We start from the raw sequence: 16,315 nt of genomic DNA, 5'->3' as shown, positions 1-16,315 counted from the left end.
AGCCTGAATCGGCTGAGGCCATAGCGGCAAATAGGATTAACCGCCGTAAACATCAAAGTCGAAATATTTTTTCGCGAGCTTATCGTAAGTGCCATCTTTGCGTATTTCAGCAAAGGCTTTATCCAATGCCGCTTTCAGTTCGACATCATCTTTGCGCAAGCCCATACCGGTACCTACGCCAAAGAATTGATCATTTTTCACTGATGGACCGGCGAAGGCATAACCTTTACCTACTTCTTGTTTCAAGAAACCTTCACTACCAGCAACTTCATCCTGGAAAGCCGCATCGATGCGACCAGAGGCCAAGTCAGCATAAATTAAATCCTGGTTTTGATAGGCAACAACATCAATACCTTTTGGTTGCCACTCAGCATTGGCGAAGGCTTCCTGAGTCGAGCCTTGCAATACCCCAACACGTTTGCCTTTCAAAGCGACTAACGTTGGCTCAATAGTGCTGCCTTTAGTCGCAATTAAACGGGCATTGGCGGCGTAGAGTTTGTCTGTGAAGGCAATTTCTTTTTGGCGTTTTTCAGTAATGGAGAGCGAGGAGATAATGGCATCAATTTTTTTAGCTTTCAGCGACGGGATTAATGCATCAAAGTCACTTTCAACAAAAGTACATTTGGTATCAATCCGATTGCATAATTCTTTTGCTATATCGATATCAAAACCTACCAACTCACCACTGGCATTTTTCGATTCGAAAGGAGCATAAGTTGGATCAGTACCAATTTTGATATCTTTAGGAATGGCGGCAAAAGCACTGCTGGCAGCAGCCAATGCTAATACTAAAGGCAGAACCAAAATCTTCTTATTCATACATAACCCTCAAATTGATTTTCGATGCCACAAAGCGCGTTAGTTTTCTGTATAACCCAGAGCGTCCATAAATCAATTTGCAGTAATCGTGCCAGTAATTATTGGAAAGGAAAGCGAATTCCATCATCCATTTCTTAGCAGAATCACTACTAAATACGGGCGTCGGGCCATGAACAGAAACTAAATGCGAATGCCATGCACCAGCATGCGTCCTAACACAGCATCATTGTGGTGCATAATCCGCCCCATTTCAGTGCGATGTTGCACAAATGTATCAATTAAGGGAAATAATGTTAATTTGAACCTTGCCAACGGATAAACAGATCTTTAGGCAGCTCAATATCGAATTGATCGATAATTCGGTTAACCGTCTGATCGACAATATCTTGAATACTTTGTGGACGATGATAAAACGCCGGCATTGGCGGCATAATGACCGCCCCTAGCTCGGCGGCTTGTACCATCAGGCGTAAGTGCCCTAAATGTAGCGGAGTTTCGCGCACACATAGCACCAGTGGCCGACGCTCTTTCAATATCACGTCCGCAGCGCGGGTCAGTAAGCCATCGGTATAGCTATGGACAATGCCAGATAACGTTTTGATTGAACAGGGTAAAATAACCATACCGCTGGTTTTGAATGAGCCAGATGATATGCACGCAGCGATGTCTCGAGCATCGTGCACAACATCCGCTAACGCCTGCACATCCTTAACACTGAACTCAGTTTCAAGCGCCAATGTCTGACGTGCCGCATTGCTGAGAATGAGATGGGTTTCCACGCCCTCGACATGTTGCAGCACCTGTAATAGCCGAACGCCATAAATGGCACCGCTGGCACCACTGATGCCGATAATAAGTCGTTTCATGGGAACTGCCTCAACCAAATGACGAATAACAAATTATCGACAGTATAACCAGAAATCAGGCCAATTTACTGTCTTAGGTGATGAACGATTAAGAATAGCGGCCCGACTCTATAACAAAAAAGGTGCACCGCGTCTGAACATCGGTTGCACCTTTTTGATTCACAAACCCTTCATACTTAAAGTTGCAGGGGTGTTAGCTACATTCACACACCCGAATCACTGACCTGAGTAAGCTCATCGGGATGAGTTCACTTGCTGCCTACCTGCAACTCTACGTTCTTTGGGTATAGATAACAGAAAGCACCTATACCCAATATCTTTAAGTCGCAAGTAGGCCGCAGTTTGAAAGATGAAGGGGATTAACCCTCGTTATGCATCTCTAAATTTTCTGCTTCGTTATGATTACGTAATGCTTGCGCATCATCGTTACGTAACGACTCCAGATACTCCAGATAGCTCTGATCCACATCTTTAGTGACGTAAACGCCATTAAAGACGGAACACTCAAACTGAATGATGTCAGGATTATCTTCGCGTACTGCTTCGATAAGGTCTGTAAGATCTTGGAAAATCAACGCATCAGCGCCGATCAACTGACGAATCTCATCGACTTCACGGCCATGGGCAATCAATTCATTGACACTTGGCATATCAATACCGTACACATTCGGGAAGCGAATTTCAGGAGCCGCTGACGCGAAATAAACTTTCTTCGCCCCGGCATCACGCGCCATCTCGACGATCTGTTCCGACGTAGTACCACGCACAATAGAGTCATCGACCAATAACACATTCTTATCGCGGAATTCTGCACGGTTGGCATTGAGTTTGCGGCGCACTGACTTACGGCGTTCCTGCTGGCCCGGCATGATGAATGTACGGCCAACATAGCGGTTTTTCACAAACCCTTGGCGGTACGGTTTATCCAGGATACGGGCGATTTCCAGTGCAATATCGCAAGAGGTTTCCGGGATAGGGATAACCACATCAATATCCAAGTCTTCCCATTGTTTGGCAATTTTCGCCCCCAATTTCTGCCCCATGCGTACGCGCGCACTGTAAACAGAAATTTTGTCCATAAAGGAGTCTGGGCGCGCAAAATAAACATACTCAAACAAGCATGGATTGTATTTTGGATTTTCAGCACATTGACGGGTGAATAACTGGCCTTTTTCGGTGATGTATACCGCTTCACCCGGCGCGACATCACGCAGGAATTCGAAACCAAGGGTATCCAATGCCACACTTTCAGACGCAACCATGTATTCATTGCGGCCATCAGCTAAAGTGCGTTTACCAATCACCAGCGGACGAATACCATTAGGGTCACGGAACGCGACCATACCGTGGCCAATAATCATTGCGACGCAAGCATATGCCCCGCGGATTAATTGATGCGTTGCGGCAACAGCGGCAAAAATGTTGTCAGACTCCAATGGATAATGTTGGAAACGGTCTAATTCACTGGCAAAAATATTCAGCAGAATTTCTGAGTCAGAAGTGGTGTTCACATGACGGCGAGAAACTTCGAATAATTTCTTTCTCAGTTGGTGAGCGTTAGTCAGATTACCGTTATGAGCCAGAGTGATGCCAAACGGTGAGTTAACGTAGAAAGGCTGAGCCTCGGAAGCGCTGGAGCTACCTGCTGTCGGGTAACGAACATGGCCAATACCCATATTCCCCTGTAAGCGCAGCATATGCCGGGTTTCAAATACATCCTTCACCAAGCCGTTTGCTTTACGCAGCCGGAACCCATTATGGGCATCAATGGTAACGATGCCCGCAGCATCCTGGCCTCGGTGCTGAAGCACCGTTAGCGCATCATAAATCGACTGATTTACCGGTGAAAAACCGGCGATACCGACAATACCGCACATGTTGTCTTTTCCTCATAAGCCGCTCCGAATCGGTAATTGATTCGGTAAGAAACTCGACGTGCTCTGCAGGTAGTCAAAGAACCACCTGATGATATAACTGAACTGCGGGATTAATTGTGACTGCTTCCAGTCAACACTCTGTGAGAACCCCGTAAACGTATCCAGAAAAAACAACATGGCAGAGACAATCAGAACACCTCGCAGCGCCCCAAAACAGATCCCCAACACCCTGTCAGTCCCCGATAGCCCAGTACGTTCAACCAACGAACCAATCACATAGTTAACAATAGCCCCGACGATCAATGTCGCGATGAACAAAATGCCGATAGCAATTCCGTTGCGAACCACTTCATCCTCAAAACGGGTGAAGTAGACAGCAAGGTAAGTGTAAAAATGGCTGGCAACAAAAAACGCACATCCCCATGTTACAAGTGACAATGCTTCACGGACAAAACCCCGGATTAAGCTGACTAAAGCAGAAAATCCGATAATCCCTATAATGACGTAATCAATCCAGACCATGACTATTCCAATGACGAAATCGCCGCTGCATCCTGTTCGCGGCGAATTCTAACAGAAAAAGAAAACGTTTGCGTAGCGGAATTCTTACCCGCGACAAATTAAAGTGCGGCGATTTTAAAAACAACAATCGCCGCACCAACGAAGCCGCTAGAACCCCGTACACCCTGATATCTTAACCCTTGGTCAAACTTTAACGCCCCGTACTATAGGGCCGAACCTGGCCACTCAAGCCACTCAATGAGTTAAGCTCTGGCAAAGCCGATTGCAGTTTCTGTTTTGACGCATCCGGCCCGACATACAACCGGGTAATTTGCCCCTGAACCGGCGTCGCTGGCACGGTAAATGCCCGATGGCCCGACAAGCGCAACGTTGCAACAATTTCATTCACTTTGGCCGCATTTTTCAGCGCCCCCAGTTGGACGACATAAGCCTGCCCTACTGGTGCTTTTTCTTCTGTGGCCGGTTTGCTCTCTGGCAGAACTTCAGGTTTTGGCTTCACTTCCTGCGGTTTTTTCTCAACCGGAGTCAGTTTAGGTTCAATTGGTCGACTTTCAACCGGCTTAACTTCGGCCGGTTTCTTCTCAACGGGTTTTACCTCAACTGGCTTATTTTGCAGTGCTGGCGGTGCCACTATAGTAGGTTCAGATGGCAGATTGCCGGCATCATTAGCAGCCTGAGAAGCGGAATCATCTTTAGGGACTTCAACGGCTTGCGCGGCACCTTCCGGCGGCGCAATAGGCAGAGGCTGACTGACCGGAGGAACCGCATCAATCTCCTGGCTATCACCGGGTTTTGGCACTAATGGGATGGCAGCAAACTCATCCTCATAATGTTTCTTTTTACCATCTAATAGCCCCGGCAGCACAATCACGCCCAAAGCCACCAGAATAATGGTCCCGACTAAACGGTTCTGGAACTTACTTGCCACTCGAACTCCTTCAATACCTTTACAAATCCAGCCGTTACAAACCTAATGCTGTCACAGATTCAATGCAGCCATCACATCAGCAACCGTATGAAAAGATCCACAGACAATGACCACATCCCGTGATCCTGCATCTTGCATCGCCTGACGCCAGGCGGTTTCTACATCACTGAACTGACGCGATAACGTGAGATGCTTGGCTAGTTGCTCCGCACTGGCCCCACGCGGCCCTTCCAGCGGCGCACAGTACCATTCATCCACTTGCTCAGATAAGCACGCCAGCGTACCACCAATATCTTTATCTGATAGCATTCCCACCACCGCCCGAACTTTGCCCTGTTTCGGCAATTGCGCGAGCCTGTCAGTCAGATAACGTGCAGCATGGGGGTTATGAGCAACGTCCAAAATGAGCAGCGGTTGTTCACTGACTATCTGAAAACGTCCGGGTAAGCTGGCAGCTTGTAAGCCCTGGCGTATAACTTCTTCGCTTAATGGTAATCCGGAATAATGCAGCACAGCCAGTGCCGTGGCAGCGTTGGCCAAAGGGACATTGGGTAACGGTAAATTGCACCATTGACGGCCATCACATTGCCAGTCCCAGCTTTGGTCATGTTGACTGAACTGCCAGGCTTTATCTCGCTGGTACAGTGATGCACCTAACTGTGTGGCAACATCAGCAATCGACTGAGGCATATCAGGTTCACCCACTATTGCAGGTTTTCCACCCCGAAATACCCCGGCTTTTTCACGGCCAATGCTCTCGCGATCGAACCCCAGCCAGTCAGTATGGTCTATGGCAATGCTAGTGACAGCCGCAACATCAGAATCAACAATATTGGTCGCATCCAAGCGCCCGCCCAGCCCCACTTCGAGGATCACCACATCAAGCTTAGCCTGCTTAAACAGTTGCAGTGCAGATAAGGTGCCAAATTCGAAGTAAGTCAGTGAGATACCCTCACGCCCGGCTTCAATTTGAGCAAAAGAGTGGCTGTGTTCAGCTTCAGAGAGTTCTTTCCCCTGAATACGAACCCGCTCGGTATAACGCAAAAGATGAGGTGAGCTGTAAACCCCGACCCGCAGACCCGCCGCCAGTAAAATTGATTCCAGGGTACAGCAAGTGGTGCCTTTGCCATTGGTACCGGCAACGGTAAATACTTTAGGGGCAGGTTTAAGCAAGTCCAGACGCTCAGCAACCTGTTTAACACGTTCCAAACCCAACTCGATTGGTTGAGAGTGCAAACGCTCAAGATAGTCAAGCCACGCGGCCAAAGGCGACGTGGCTTGGGGAATGAGATGATTGTTCATGAGTCCCGTCACTGGCCTTTTCTTTTCTGACTTAAAGCTCAAGAGCTTAAGCTACGATAATGCACAATAACCGGGCACCACCTTATCAGGGTAATGCCCGTTGGGTTAATCAGGCATCAGCTTGATTATCAGTCGTAACAGCATCGGTCTTGACTTCAACCACGCTTGGTTGCGGCTGATTGGTCAATTTAGACAAGATACTGGCCAGCGTCTGACGCATCACCGGACGGCGAACTATCATGTCGATAGCGCCTTTTTCAATCAAGAACTCACTGCGCTGGAAACCCGGCGGCAGTTTTTCACGCACAGTTTGCTCGATAACCCGAGGGCCAGCAAAGCCAATCAAGGCCTTTGGTTCAGCAATATTAATATCGCCCAGCATTGCCAAACTGGCCGAAACCCCACCCATGGTTGGGTCAGTCAGCACAGAGATATACGGCAAACCACGTTCTTGCATTTTTGCCAATGCAGCACTGGTTTTTGCCATCTGCATCAAAGACATCAATGCTTCCTGCATGCGAGCACCGCCACTGGAAGAGAAACACACCAGCGGACAATTATCTTCCAGAGCTTGTTCTACAGCACGAACAAAGCGAGCACCAACCACTGACGCCATTGAACCGCCCATAAAGGCAAACTCAAATGAAGCAGCAACAATCGGCATACCTTGCAAGGTCCCTTTCATGGCAACCAGAGCATCTTTCTCGCCCGTCGTTTTTTGTGCGGCAGAAATGCGGTCTTTATACTTTTTGGAGTCCTTGAACTTCAGGATATCCTTTGGTTCCAGCTCGCTACCCAATTCAACTTCACTGCCTGCATCCAGCAGCATATGTAACCGTGCACGGGCTGACATACGCATGTGGTGATCACACTTAGGACAAACTTCCAGATTGCGCTCTAATTCGGCACGATAAAGTACCTGACCGCAACTGTCACATTTCGTCCACACCCCTTCAGGAATACTCGCTTTACGGGTTTGTGTGATATTGCTTTTGTTAAGAATTCGTTCAATCCAGCTCATCGATGACCTTTCTGTTTGAACCTGGCTGTTGCCAGTCCGCTGTTCATGCTTTAACCATCTCCCTGAAAACGACCCAATAAAAATGCCTAAGATACACGCTGTATACAGCGTAACTAAGGCAGCACTACTCGGGTTGTCTGCAGGAACAGACCATAAATGTCACTCATTAAACCATATTGGCTCGACAGTGTAGATAAAAAACTGGTCGAACCCTCGGCTTAGGTAACGTTTTTACTGATTTTTCTGACGTGCCGCAGCACGCCGATGCCGCCAAACCTCGAATACGCCTGGCAAAATTGATACCACAATAATGACGACAATCAGCAATTTCAGATTGTTCTGCACGATAGGTACATTACCAAACAGGTAACCAGCATAGGTGAATAACAACACCCAAACCAATGCCCCAATCACGTTATACGCGGCAAAATGGCGGTAAGACATCTTCCCCATACCGGCGACAAACGGTGCAAATGTACGAATAATCGGTACAAATCGCGCCAATATAATCGCTTTACCACCATGTTTTTCATAAAACTGGTGAGTTTTATCTAAATAACTACGGCGAAAAATTTTGGAGTCTGGGTTACTGAATAGCTTTTCACCAAACACCCTACCGATGGTGTAGTTAATTGCATCCCCCAGAATAGCCGCCGTCACCATCAAGGCAACCATAATATGAACATTCATGTCGTTGGAAGGCAATGAGGCCAGCGCGCCGGCCACAAATAGCAAAGAATCCCCCGGTAGGAATGGCGTCACCACCAAACCGGTTTCACAGAATAAAATCAGGAATAAAATGCCATAAACCCAAACCCCATACTGCGCCACCAGCTCCGCCAGATGAACATCAATATGCAAAATAAAATCAATAACGAAACGTATAAATTCCATAAATACTCTCGAGAGGTAAACGAGCCTAAACTTTCATTGAGCGAGCTTAGCCGAACTTCCTTAGATATTCCTTAGCCCATGTAATCTGTCGGCCAAACTCACAAACTATGGGATAAAAGTGAGGCTATAAATCAATCATCCGCTAAAAAAAGTGGCCCCATCGGCGCTTTTGGCAACGCAAAGTGTTCAGGATAGTCAACCGCAACTAAATACAACCCTTCGGCTTTCGCGGTCGCCGCAGCACGTGTTCGGTCTTTAAGTGCCAACAGCTCAGCCATCCAAGTGACGTCCTGATTACCGCAACCCACCTCTATCAGGCTACCGACAATATTACGCACCATATGATGGACAAAAGCGTTGGCCTTGATATCTACCACGATATACGCGCCATGTCGGGTAACTTTGACATGTTTTACATTTCGCCATGGTGTGCGGGACTGACACTGCACCGCACGAAACGAGGTAAAATCATTCTCACCGAGTAAACATTGGGCTGCTTGTTCCATTTTTTCGGCATCCAGCGGCATATAGCAATGGGTTACCCCTTGCGCCAAAACCGCCGGGCGATAGCGATGGTTAAAAATAATGTAGCGGTAGCGGCGAGCTGTCGCGCTAAAGCGGGCATGAAAGTCATCATCAACTGTTTTCACCCAACGCACTGCAATGTCTGGCGGCAAATGACTATTGACCCCCATAGTCCACGCCGCATCTTTGCGCACCGCCGTGGTGATAAAATGAACCACCTGCCCAGTCGCATGCACACCGGCATCAGTACGCCCGGCACAAAATACGCCAATAGGTTCATTAGCCACTTTTGATAACGCGGCTTCAAGACAAGCTTGCACGCTGGCAACTTCTTGCTGACGCTGCCAACCAAAATAGCGACTGCCATTATATTCAATACCCAGCGCGATTTTTATACCGTTGGCTTCTGCCACCGGTGGTTCTTGCTGGGCCAACTCAAGTTCGGACATCAGTATAGTTGCTCCTGCAACAGGCGCTCCGCCGTTTCAATCGCCATTAATGCACCACCAAAACGAATGTTGTCGGCAACCGACCAGAACTGCAACACCTCAGGAATACCATAGTCATTGCGCACGCAACCAATGCTCAGCACCTCGCTGCCAGAAGCATCGCTGACCTGAGTGGGGTAGTCATCTTCCTCTGATAATTGGATATCTTCACAACTTTCCAGTTCGCTGCGCGCTTCATCCGCAGAGATTGGACGTAAAGCTTCTAGATGAACAACCTGCGCCTGGCCATAAAATACCGGTGACTGAATGCAGCTCACTGAGATTGGTAAACCTTCGTCTTGTAGCACTTTACGCACTTGATCCACCAGACGGCGCTCTTCACGCACACTGCCTTCTTCATCAGCCAGCAGCGGCAACACGTTAAATGCTAATTGTTTGGCAAAGATACCGGGTTCGGCCGGGATACCATTGAGCAGCTTGGCACTTTGCCCGGCGAGATCATCCACGGCAGCTTTGCCATGAGCAGAGGCAGAAATAAGTGCCGTAACATGCAAGCGAGATAATCCGGCCTGTTCTGTCAATGGCTTAATGGCGGTCAGTAACTGGCTGGTCAGACTATCGGCTACGGCAACAATATTGCGATTGCGATAATCGGCCAGTACTTGTGGATTCACACTCGGCACCACCAACGGGACATCTGGCTCCATGGCGAACAAGCCGCTGCTGTCGATAACTAAACAGCCTGCATTCCCTGCTTCTTCGGCATATTGTGCGGAGGCTTCACGGCCTGCAACAAAGAAAGCCAACTGTGCTTGAGACCAGTCAAATTCAGCGACATTTTCGACCAGCAAACTTTTACCATTGAAGCGCACGGTAGCACCGGCACTGCGCTCGCTAGCCAGAGGATACAATTCACCAACCGGGAACTGGCGCTCACTTAATAGCTCCAGCAAAGCTTCACCTACTGCGCCCGTTGCTCCTAACAGAGCAATATTCCAGCCGTCAGACATGTTGGTTTTCTCCACTAATGATTGATAAGACAAAGGCGGTAAAATACCGCCTGATATTCAATAATAATTAATTTATATAGCGAGTTAGCGTAACTGAGCGGTAAACCCTAATTTCTGTAACAGCTCTGCGCTAGCAGCGTTGTCGCACTGCACGCAAAGTGATGACCACTCGCGCCGTTCCTGATAGTGCTTGCGCAGACGATCGAATTCACCCGGCAGGCCAGCAACACGCCGCAGCGGCGCATCATCGCGGCGCACATCATACACTAAGTGCATCAATCGTTTTAATTTGCCTTCATCCAGCTCGCCGTTGCATTGTAATTGGCTAAATTCTGGTGTTGGCAAAAGAGTAGCAAGCTCTACCGCTTGCGGCTGCCCCAGATGCTGACTAAAAGCTTCAAAGACCTGAGTGGTGCCACGTGCCTTGCCTTCCAGCGTGTATCCGGCGATATGCGGAGTGCCAATATCAACACGAGCCAACAGCGGCAGAGATAGCTCCGGCTCGGGCTCCCACACATCTAACACCACATTGAGTTTTTTGCCTTTTTCCAGCGCGCGGAGTAAGGCAGCATTATCGACCACCGCACCACGGCAAGCATTAATCAAAATGCATCCATCTGGCAGAGCAGCCAGCAGCTCATCGTCAGCCATATGCCAGCTTTGATAGGCGCCGGTTTTATTCAGTGGTGTATGGAAAGTGAGAACATCAGCCTCGCGCACCAGTTTTTCCAGTGGCCAGAAGGCTTCATTGTCACCACGGTCCGCACGCGGAGGGTCACATAATAAGGTGCGAACGCCTAAAGCTTGCAAACGAGCATTTAGCCGTGAACCGACATTACCGACCCCGATAATACCGACGGTTTTATCGCGCAGTTGGAAACCATCACGTTCAGCCATCATCATCAGGGCAGAAAAAACATATTCCACTACCGCAATAGCGTTACAACCCGGCGCGGCAGAAAAGCCAATCCCCTGTTGCCGTAACCAGTTATCATCAACATGGTCGGTACCGGCGGTCGCCGTCCCCACAAAGCCAATTGAGGTACCTTGCAGTAACGCCTCATTCACTTTGGTTACCGAGCGTACCATCAGCGCATCTGCACCAGCCAATGCATCAAGGGGGATAGGACGCCCCGGCACTGCCTGTACATCGCCTAACCGCTGGAATAGTGTTTCCGCGTACGGCATATTCTCATCAACCAGAATCTTCACGTTGTTCTCCGGCAGCTTACTGCCCTACCAAACAGGGGGCTTAGTATATACCCAAAAAATGTGACGTTGCAGCTAACTCCCTAGCCTCAAGCTCGACGAAAACGTTCGGGAGTGGTGCCAGAAATCTGCTGGAACATTGCGATAAACGCGGAGGCCGAGCTATAGCCCACATCCAGCGCCACGCTTTGTACAGTTTTTCCTTGTTCCAACAATGAAATAGCATGTAAAAAACGTAACCGCTGCCGCCATTCACTAAACGCCATGCCTAACTCTTGCTGGCAGCGACGTGATAGTGTGCGCTCGGTGGTATAGACCCGCTTAGCCCACAGAGCCAATGAGGTATTATCCGCCGGACAGCGCTCCAGTGCCGTTAATACCGGTGACAACAGCTTGTCCTGCGAAGTCGGCAAATAGGTGCGCTGAACTGGTGATTTATTGAGTTGATCAATCAGTACGCGAGCTAAACGCATATCTTGTTCGCTTTCCGGCATCAATAACTCCCGAGAGAAGCAATCCTCGACGATGGCATTAAAAATCGGACTGACATGCATGAGGCAAGCAGAATCCGGTAGCTCATCACAAAGCTCCTGCGCGATATCGATGGCACGAAAATGCATCGGTTTGCGGTTATAACTGGAATGTTCTACCCCAGCCGGCACCCAGACACTGAACTCAGGGGGTGCCAAAAAGCGCTGCCCACCAATATTCATTGCCAGTACACCGGATTTAACGCATATCAATTGCCCGTAGGCATGGGTGTGCGGCAGAAATTCGGTATTAGCATTATATATCTCGCAACGGAAGGATAGATTCTGCGGCGCGGTTGCGGCGACCACCGGGAAATCGGGGTTTGTCATGGTCAATACTCTCCTGTGGCAACACATCCACCAGCTGAAATTGTCCTAATCGCAGCAATTATTGTCTGGTTATCAGTATATAGAATAAATCAGACAACTGTAGACTACATCACATAAGTATATAGATGAGAATTATTAGCATGAATGTGTTGTTTCCCTTATTCGCGGTGATTATTTGGTCAATCAATGCTGTTGTCAGCAAGATATCTGCCACAGCTATTGACCCGGCGGCGATCTCTTTCTATCGCTGGGTATTGGCATTCCTGACGTTGACGCCATTTTTACTGCTGGGCGTCATCCGCAACTGGCAAGCAATACGTGTCTATTGGTGGAAGCTGATGATTCTGGGGTTGTTGGGTATGGTGCTGTACCAAAGCCTGGCTTACTACGCAGCCCACAGTGTTAGCGCCCTGTTTATGGGGATCCTTAGCTCACTCATCCCACTATTAACCGTGCTTATCAGTATTTTCCTGTTACGCGTCGCCCCTACCGTCGGAATTGCGCTGGGCAGTGTGTTGTCACTCGGAGGATTAATATGGCTGGTCAGTGCAGGCAACCCGGCACAACTGTTACAACAAGGAATTGGTCAGGGTGAATTGATGATGTTTGGTGCCTCGGCATCCTATGCCCTGTATGGCGTATTAACTAAACGCTGGGCAATTCAGTTACCCAACTGGCAATCCCTTTATATGCAAATCGCCTTTGGCGTGGTGCTATTGTTGCCTAATTTCCTGTTGGCTTCAGATGTGCAGTTAACCACGCAGAATATCCCGTTGGTGTTATTCGCCGGTATTCCCGCATCCATTATTGCACCTTATTTATGGATTCATGGCGTGATGCGGCTAGGGGCAAATACCGCGTCGATATTTATGAACCTGACGCCGGTATTTACCGCAATTATTGCCGTGGCCTTCTTGCATGAGCAATTACACAGTTACCATCTGATTGGCGGCGGTATTACCTTGGCCGGGGTGATCTTGGCTCAGCGTCTGAGGACACCACTGCGTCGAAAAGTAGCCCAATAAAATATCAAGATGAGATAGTGGCGTTATTGTCCGCCGCTATCTCGCCCGCAAGTGGCGTATTATCCTTCCTGTGCAACATTAGTACTCCCAATAACACCAATGCACTGCCAAGCAATTGTGATGCGGATAAAACTTCCCCCAGCAGATAATAAGCAATCACTGCGGTGAACACCAATTCCAGGGTTAACAGCAAACTGGCAACAGCCAGTGGCAATGTTTTCAAACTAAGATTAAACAGGCCAAATCCCAGTAATGTTGGGCCTGCGGCTAAAATTAGCAATAGCCACCATCCCGACCATTGGACGCCCTCGGCCCCCATGGATAAAAACAATAGATTCCCCACCATTGACTGTAACCCCTGCACTGGGAACCACAACAGTAGCTGATTAAATATCAGTTGATAGCCAGCAGAAAACCCAAACACGTACAAAATAGTATTCCACACCGGATAGCGACGGTCGGTGGCAATTCGCCCGGCTAAGGTATAAAAGCTATAACCCACTCCCGACGCTAGCCCAATAAATAGGCCGATAAAATTAAAGTCTGCCGCAGTGATATTCACACCATCACTGACTAAAAAACAGCCCAGCAGACTGATAATAATCACCAACAGCTCACGCCAGCCCATATATTCCTGATAAAAAATCCAGCCAAGAAAAACAGTAAAACCCACTGAACAATAAACCAGAATAGTGGATATTGATGCCCCATTTAACGCGACGGATTCTGTCCATAAGCCATTAAATACCGCCAACAATAGGCCATACGAGAGATAGAATTTCACTTGGTCGCGACGTAATTTAGCCCACTGCGGCTTAGTCACTAATAGAATAGGCAATAACACCGCCGCCACTAATGCCGCCCGCCAAAAAGCCAAAACTGATGTCGGCAAATGATAATGTGCCGTAAGAATGCGAATAATAATGCCAGTAAACCCTAATAGCATGGCGCTGATAATCGCCAACGCATAACCCTGCCGTCTACCGGTAAAAAAACTACCGCCGGTCAGTGGCGCAGCTATCGTTGATGGGGGTAATCCCGCCGGTATTGCCATAACAGCCTCATTAGATTCACAACATCAATTAATGAGATGCAATTCTACGCTGACGTTTTTTTGCTACCAGAGCCACTTTCCTACTGATTAGTGCAGGCCACTTTTTCTTGCTTGAAGCCTTGTTAACATTGGGTATAGTGAAGATCTATTTTCTAAAGTGAGCCACTTTAGGCATTATCACATGCACATTCCTTTAGACCGGCAACAAGACATTCCGCTGTATTTGCAAATTGAAGAGGCACTTCGCCGGGCTATTCTCGGTGGGGTATTTGCCGACGGTGATAAATTGCCCTCAACCCGCACCTTGGCGGCAGAATTATCAGTGAGTCGCCTGACCGTAGATAACGCCTATGCCGAGTTGGCAGCGAAAGGTTTTTTGCAGCAACGCCGTGGCAGCGGGGCTTATGTGCGCTATCTCCCGCCACCGCTTAGCCAACCACAACCATTATCACAAGGTGAATTCCCACTCGACCGCTTTAGCACTGTAACCTCGCGCCTCGACGGTTATGCCGATATTCCCTTACCTGCCGATACCATCAATTTTGCCGCAGGGATTGGCAACCCAAAGATTTTCCCACTGGATGAATTTCGCAAAATTCTGCAATCCATATTGCGGCGTCATGCTGAAGAGGCCTTCAGCTATGGCGATTACTGCGGTTACTATCCACTGCGCGATACACTCAGCCGGATTCTTTCTGCTCAAGGTATCCCGACACGACCAGAGCAATTGCTGATAACCAATGGTTCACAGCACGCTATCAGTCTGGTTAGCCAATCACTGCTGGCACCTGGCGATACTGTTTTGGTCGAAGAACCCACCTATGCTGAAGCCTTAGCACTGTTCCGCCTGCATAAAGTGAATATTGTCACGCTCCCCAGTGACCAACAGGGCATGATGCTGGAGACTCTGCCCGCCATCTTGGCTACACACCAGCCCAAACTTATCTATTGCATCCCTAACTTTAATAATCCAACTGGCCACTGTATGAGTGAAAGCCGCCGCCACCAGCTATTACAGATATCCAGAGCCGCAAAGGTGGTGATTTTGGAAGATGACTATGTGGGTGATCTGCGCTATAGCGGTAAAAAATTGCCATCGTTGCGTTCGCTCGCCGCGCCGGGCGAGGTTATCTATGTCAGTACCTTTTCCAAAATGTTACTGCCAAGCATGCGGATTGGCTACCTGGTGGCGGACCAACCCCACTACACACAGTTGGCGCGTTTGAAGCATGTCGATAGTTTTACCAGTTCGAATCTGATCCAGCGGGCGCTGGATGCCTTTGTGACCGTCGGGCGTTATGACAAACAGCTACGCCGTGCCTGTCGTTTGTATCGTCAGCATCTGGATGCAATGACTGTCGCGCTCGCACAAACATTGCCGCTAGGTTGCCAGTTTGAAATACCGGATGGCGGGTTATTTATCTGGTTACAACTCCCTGAAAATGCGCCTGTTTCACGATTAATGCCACTGGCCTGGCAGTTGGGGGTGACTTTCGCCAGAGGTGGCGGATTTTACACACAAGAGTCCGGTGGCGAATTTACCCTGCGGTTAAATTTTGCTGCCAATTCCCCAGAGCTGATAACCCAAGGAATAGCACGTTTAAGCACCGCAATTCGCCAGTGTCAGGCCCTAAAATCGGCCCCTATATAAGTGCATGGATTGCCCCATTCACCGAATAAGCTACCTACCATGTGGACCCCAGAGCTTCCTGATAAGACTTTTGTCAATTGATCCCTGATTGGCAATACTTGCGAGCGGCTAATACAGAGTGCATTAGCATCTGCTCAATTCAACTGGTTACCGTGCCTAAAGGCGTGCTAACTAATGTCACTTTACCACGACTATCAACACTGACAGCACTGGGTGGGTTTGAGCTCCAGCTGTAATCAGTTGGCATTCCATTAACATTTATAATAAAGGTTCCTTGGCTAAAACCCGTTTTTGGGAACCCAC

15 protein-coding genes and 1 pseudogene are annotated in these 16,315 nt (G+C 48.6%); 2 read left to right on the top strand and 14 right to left on the bottom strand.

The window, feature by feature from the left end; translation table 11 throughout:
* Nucleotides 1-36: 36 nt before the first annotated feature.
* The 12 genes from hisJ to DJ58_RS16435 all read right to left on the bottom strand — a co-directional run bounded on the left by hisJ (nt 37) and on the right by DJ58_RS16435 (nt 12,282).
* Nucleotides 37-819, bottom strand: coding sequence for a histidine ABC transporter substrate-binding protein HisJ (gene hisJ / locus DJ58_RS16380; protein WP_004708840.1), 783 nt, complete (start codon nt 817-819; stop codon nt 37-39).
* A 293-nt stretch (nt 820-1,112) separates the two neighbouring features.
* Entirely contained in the window at nt 1,113-1,685 is a 573-nt protein-coding gene (locus DJ58_RS16385) for a UbiX family flavin prenyltransferase (protein ID WP_004708842.1), read from the bottom strand.
* Nucleotides 1,686-2,044: 359 nt separating this feature from the next.
* Entirely contained in the window at nt 2,045-3,562 is a 1,518-nt protein-coding gene (purF, locus tag DJ58_RS16390; RefSeq protein ID WP_004708844.1) for an amidophosphoribosyltransferase, read from the bottom strand.
* Nucleotides 3,563-3,574: 12 nt separating this feature from the next.
* Nucleotides 3,575-4,084 (bottom strand): colicin V production protein, encoded by a 510-nt coding sequence (gene cvpA / locus DJ58_RS16395; RefSeq protein ID WP_004708846.1) that lies wholly within the window; start codon nt 4,082-4,084, stop codon nt 3,575-3,577.
* A 190-nt stretch (nt 4,085-4,274) separates the two neighbouring features.
* Nucleotides 4,275-5,012: a cell division protein DedD gene (gene dedD, locus DJ58_RS16400; protein ID WP_004708849.1), complete on the bottom strand. Its 738-nt coding sequence runs from the start codon at nt 5,010-5,012 to the stop codon at nt 4,275-4,277.
* A gap of 51 nt (nt 5,013-5,063) precedes the next feature.
* Complete coding sequence (gene folC / locus DJ58_RS16405; RefSeq protein WP_032910982.1) at nt 5,064-6,314, bottom strand: bifunctional tetrahydrofolate synthase/dihydrofolate synthase; 1,251 nt, start codon at nt 6,312-6,314, stop codon at nt 5,064-5,066.
* Between the two features lie 109 nt (nt 6,315-6,423).
* On the bottom strand, nt 6,424-7,335 hold the full coding sequence (gene accD, locus DJ58_RS16410; RefSeq protein ID WP_004708853.1) for an acetyl-CoA carboxylase, carboxyltransferase subunit beta: 912 nt from the start codon (nt 7,333-7,335) through the stop codon (nt 6,424-6,426).
* A 231-nt stretch (nt 7,336-7,566) separates the two neighbouring features.
* The gene (locus tag DJ58_RS16415; protein WP_004708856.1) at nt 7,567-8,229 is read right to left on the bottom strand and encodes a DedA family protein; all 663 of its coding nucleotides are present in this window, start codon (nt 8,227-8,229) and stop codon (nt 7,567-7,569) included.
* A 131-nt stretch (nt 8,230-8,360) separates the two neighbouring features.
* Nucleotides 8,361-9,203 carry a tRNA pseudouridine(38-40) synthase TruA gene (gene truA, locus DJ58_RS16420; protein WP_050131378.1) on the bottom strand — a complete coding sequence of 281 codons (843 nt, stop codon included), beginning with the start codon at nt 9,201-9,203 and terminating at the stop codon, nt 8,361-8,363.
* A complete protein-coding gene (locus DJ58_RS16425) occupies nt 9,203-10,213 on the bottom strand; it encodes an aspartate-semialdehyde dehydrogenase (RefSeq protein WP_032910983.1) in 1,011 nt (336 codons plus the stop codon). The genes truA and DJ58_RS16425 overlap by 1 nt, the downstream gene beginning before the upstream one ends.
* A gap of 84 nt (nt 10,214-10,297) precedes the next feature.
* Nucleotides 10,298-11,425 carry a 4-phosphoerythronate dehydrogenase PdxB gene (pdxB, locus tag DJ58_RS16430; RefSeq protein ID WP_004708859.1) on the bottom strand — a complete coding sequence of 376 codons (1,128 nt, stop codon included), beginning with the start codon at nt 11,423-11,425 and terminating at the stop codon, nt 10,298-10,300.
* 86 nt (nt 11,426-11,511) lie between these two features.
* Nucleotides 11,512-12,282: an AraC family transcriptional regulator gene (locus DJ58_RS16435; RefSeq protein WP_032910984.1), complete on the bottom strand. Its 771-nt coding sequence runs from the start codon at nt 12,280-12,282 to the stop codon at nt 11,512-11,514.
* A gap of 140 nt (nt 12,283-12,422) precedes the next feature.
* Between DJ58_RS16435 and DJ58_RS16440 the strand changes: the two genes are divergently transcribed.
* Nucleotides 12,423-13,307 (top strand): DMT family transporter, encoded by an 885-nt coding sequence (locus DJ58_RS16440; RefSeq protein ID WP_004708862.1) that lies wholly within the window; start codon nt 12,423-12,425, stop codon nt 13,305-13,307.
* Nucleotides 13,308-13,311: 4 nt separating this feature from the next.
* Here the strand turns inward: DJ58_RS16440 and DJ58_RS16445 are convergent, their stop codons facing one another.
* Nucleotides 13,312-14,361 (bottom strand): DMT family transporter, encoded by a 1,050-nt coding sequence (locus tag DJ58_RS16445; protein ID WP_004708864.1) that lies wholly within the window; start codon nt 14,359-14,361, stop codon nt 13,312-13,314.
* A gap of 181 nt (nt 14,362-14,542) precedes the next feature.
* Here DJ58_RS16445 and pdxR point away from each other — a divergent pair, with 181 nt between their 5' ends.
* The gene (pdxR, locus tag DJ58_RS16450; protein WP_004708865.1) at nt 14,543-16,012 is read left to right on the top strand and encodes a MocR-like pyridoxine biosynthesis transcription factor PdxR; all 1,470 of its coding nucleotides are present in this window, start codon (nt 14,543-14,545) and stop codon (nt 16,010-16,012) included.
* Nucleotides 16,013-16,151: 139 nt separating this feature from the next.
* Here the strand turns inward: pdxR and DJ58_RS24030 are convergent.
* Nucleotides 16,152-16,304, bottom strand: a pseudogene (locus DJ58_RS24030) (hypothetical protein); the annotation flags it as partial.
* Between the last annotated feature and the right edge of the window lie 11 nt (nt 16,305-16,315).

Source organism: Yersinia frederiksenii ATCC 33641, from assembly GCF_000754805.1.
Lineage (GTDB): Bacteria > Pseudomonadota > Gammaproteobacteria > Enterobacterales > Enterobacteriaceae > Yersinia > Yersinia frederiksenii.
The sequence above is the reverse complement of the archived record's forward strand: the minus strand, read 5'-3'. Positions and strand labels throughout refer to the sequence as shown.